The sequence below is a fragment of the Verminephrobacter aporrectodeae subsp. tuberculatae At4 genome (assembly GCF_000193225.1).
Lineage (GTDB): Bacteria > Pseudomonadota > Gammaproteobacteria > Burkholderiales > Burkholderiaceae_C > Acidovorax > Acidovorax aporrectodeae.
The window spans coordinates 1-3,268 of record NZ_AFAL01000073.1; the positions used below are offsets into that span (position 1 = coordinate 1).

The 3,268-nt window shown below is 67.4% G+C and carries 3 protein-coding genes and 1 pseudogene; 2 read left to right on the forward strand and 2 right to left on the reverse strand.

The features are described 5' to 3' along the window. On the forward strand, window positions 1-766 hold a 766-nt coding region (locus VTU_RS0103120), incomplete at its 5' end, for an MFS transporter (RefSeq protein ID WP_010100667.1). A 236-nt stretch (window positions 767-1,002) separates the two neighbouring features. On the opposite strand, the gene rho is transcribed toward VTU_RS0103120, so the two are convergent. Both rho and trxA read right to left on the reverse strand, forming a co-directional pair. Continuing rightward, window positions 1,003-2,265, reverse strand: a complete 1,263-nt coding sequence (gene rho / locus VTU_RS0103125; protein WP_010100669.1) for a transcription termination factor Rho — start codon at window positions 2,263-2,265, stop codon at window positions 1,003-1,005. A gap of 215 nt (window positions 2,266-2,480) precedes the next feature. Continuing rightward, window positions 2,481-2,813, reverse strand: coding sequence for a thioredoxin TrxA (gene trxA / locus VTU_RS0103130; RefSeq protein WP_010100671.1), 333 nt, complete (start codon window positions 2,811-2,813; stop codon window positions 2,481-2,483). Window positions 2,814-2,995: 182 nt separating this feature from the next. On the opposite strand from trxA, the pseudogene VTU_RS0103135 reads away from it, so the two are divergent. Next, window positions 2,996-3,268: pseudogene (locus VTU_RS0103135) on the forward strand (PD-(D/E)XK nuclease family protein); the annotation flags it as partial.

The following is a 3,268-nucleotide window of genomic DNA, read 5'->3' on the forward strand; positions in this document are numbered from 1 at the left end:
CGGCGGCGTGGGCCTGGTGTTTGCCGTGGCACTCGTTGCGGCGCCCGTGCTGGCGGCGCGGATCGGGCTTTCCGGGCTGTTCGGCCTGACCTGCGCGCTGGCGCTCGCGGGCGTTGCCGTGCTGCTGGGCTGCGTTCCGGCAGAGTCCGAGCGGCGCAGGGACGCCGTGCGTGCACGGCTGGCCGACGCCTGGGCCCACCCGGACCTGCTGCGCCTGAACCTGGGCGTGTTCGTTTTGCACACCGTGCAGCTGTGCATGTGGGTCGCGGTTCCCGCCCTGCTCGTGCAGGCCGGCCTCGCCAAGGACCTGCACTGGCAGCTGTACCTGCCCGCCGTCGTGCTGTCGTTTGCCACCCTGGGCGGACTGTTTGCGCTGGAGCGCGCCGGCCGGCTGCGCGCCGCGCTGCTCGGGGCGATTGCGCTGATTCTTGCGGTGCAGGCCGGGCTCGGCGTGCTGGCCGCGAGCGGCAGCGCGCCGACGCTGTGGCTGCTCGGCCCCCTGCTGTTCGTCTTTTTCTGCGGCTTCAACGCGCTCGAGGCGAGCCAGCCCAGTCTCGTCTCGCGCATGGCGCCTGCTGCGCTGCGCGGCGCGGCGCTGGGCAGCTACAACACCATGCAGTCGCTGGGCCTGTTCGCCGGCGGCGCGCTGGGCGGTGCGCTGCTGAAATGGGCCGGCGCCCCCGGTCTGTTTGCCGCGACCAGCGCGCTCGCTGCCCTGTGGCTGCTGCTGACCTGGCCCTTGCGGCCCGTGGGGCGAAGCCCATGAGTTGCCAGCCAAGTAGTCAGAAGCCGGACACCTCCGCGCGGCCGCGTCCGTTGACTCCATCCGAGATCGAATCGCTGCGGCAAGACATGAAGCAATCCATGGAGTGGATGGAGGTTGAACTGCGTCGTCGGCACGAACAGGCCGGCAGCAAGCCTTTATTGAAACACCCCTGAGCGCCTGCCTGCGGCCTGGCTCAGGGTCAGTTTCTGCCCCGCTGCATGCGGCGGGAGCAGGCCTTAACCGCCCCGGCGCATCATGTCGAAGAAGTCCACGTTCGTCTTGGTGGCCCTCATGTTCTTGATCATGAGCTCCATGGATTCGATCTCGTCCATGTTGTACATGAACTGGCGCAGGATGCGGGTCTTTTGCAGGATTTCGGGCGCGAGCAGCAGTTCCTCGCGGCGCGTTCCGCTCTTGTTGAGTTCGATCGCCGGGAACACGCGCTTTTCGTACAGACGGCGGTTGAGGTGGATTTCGCAGTTGCCCGTGCCCTTGAATTCTTCAAAGATCACCTCGTCCATGCGGCTGCCGGTGTCGACCAGCGCCGTGGCGACGATGGTCAGCGATCCGCCTTCCTCGACCTTGCGCGCGGCGCCAAAGAAACGCTTGGGGCGCTGCAGCGCGGCGGCGTCCACTCCGCCCGAGAGCACCTTGCCCGAGGAGGGCACCACGTTGTTGTAGGCGCGCGCCAGGCGGGTGATCGAGTCGAGCAGGATCACCACGTCCTTCTTGAGCTCGACCAGGCGCTTGGCGCGCTCGATGACCATTTCGGCGACGTGCACGTGGCGCGCGGCGGGCTCGTCGAAGGTCGAGGCGATGATCTCGCCCTTGACCGTGCGCTGCATTTCGGTCACTTCCTCGGGGCGCTCGTCGACGAGCAGCACCATCAGGTGCACGTCGGGGTTGTTCGCCGTGATGGCGTGGGCGATGTGCTGCATCATCACCGTCTTGCCGCTCTTGGGCGGGGCAACGATGAGCGCCCGCTGGCCGCGGCCCAGGGGCGCGATGATGTCGATGATGCGGCCGGTGATGTTCTCCTCGCCCTTGATCTCGCGCTCCAGGCGCATCTGCTCCTTGGGGAACAGCGGCGTCAGGTTTTCGAACATCACCTTGTGCTTGTTCTGCTCCGGCGGGCCGCCGTTGACGGCGTCGAGCTTGGTCAGGGCAAAGTAGCGCTCGCCGTCCTTGGGCGTGCGCACCTCGCCTTCGATCATGTCGCCGGTGTGCAGGTTGAAGCGGCGCACCTGGCTCGGCGAGATGTAGATGTCGTCGGTGCTCGCGGTGAAACTGGTGTCGGGGCTGCGCAGAAAGCCGAAGCCGTCGGGCAGGATTTCCAGCACCCCGTCGGCAAACACCTGCTCGCCCGCCTTGGCGCGCTTTTTGATGATCGCGAACATCAGCTCCTGCTTGCGCATGCGGCCGGTGTTTTCGATGTCGAGTTCTTCGGCCTGCTTGAGGACTTCAGACACATGCAGTGCCTTGAGTTCGTTTAAGTGCATGGATCGACTCCTGGACGGAGTGGGGGGTGAATCTTGGGGGAGAGCGGGGCGCCGGGTGGGCTGCTGGCTAGCAGGTCCGGTCTGCCTGGGGTCTCGGCGCTGCATGCCATAAGCGGTGTGCAGCCCGATGGTCGGGGGCGATTATGACAGGAAAAATGGGTGTGCTGCACGGGGGGACGCCATCGCGCAAGCAGGCCCGCACGGCGCCCGATGGGTCAGGCCAGCTGCTGATCGATGAAGGCGGTGAGCTGGGTCAGGGCCATGGCGCCGACCTTGGTTGCGGCCAGCTGGCCGTCCTTGAACAGCATCAGCGTGGGGACGCCGCGGATGCCGAAGCGCGCGTGCGTCTCGCGGTTCTTGTCGACGTCCATCTTCGCCACCTGCAGCCTGCCCTGGTAGTTGTCCGCAACCTCGTCCAGGATCGGCTCCATCATCTTGCAAGGGCCGCACCATGGGGCCCAGCAGTCCACCAGCACCGGGGTGCCGGCCTGCAGCACGTCGGCGTCAAAGCTGGCGTCGGAGACATGTTTGATGAGTTCGCTGGCCATGGGCGGATTCCTGGTTTTGGCGCGGGTGGCGCCCCGTGTTCGCTTAAAGTCCGGGAATTGTGACAGAAACCCATCCCACGCACGGCGCTGCGGCCGGCGCTTGCGCGGCTCCGGCTGGCGCAGTCCCGGGCGAGCGCTGCGCTGCCTTGTGGCAGGGTGTTTTCGCGCGGGTGGCGCAGCATATGCACGCGCAGGGCGCGCACCCTGCGCGCACCGTGGTGCTGCTGCCGTACGCCCAGCTCATGCCCTGGGCGCAGCAGCATTGGGCCCTGCAGCACGCCGAGGGGTTTGCCCCGCGGTTCGAGACCACGCGCAGCTGGGCCTGCAGGCTCGCGGCCTTCGTTCCCCAGGGCGACGATTTCTCGGGCGATGCGGCGCGCGACACCCTGGGTGCGCGTGCGCTGCTCGAGCGCGCCGGCCTTGCGGCCCAGTGCGACATGCTGGCCGCGCCCTTG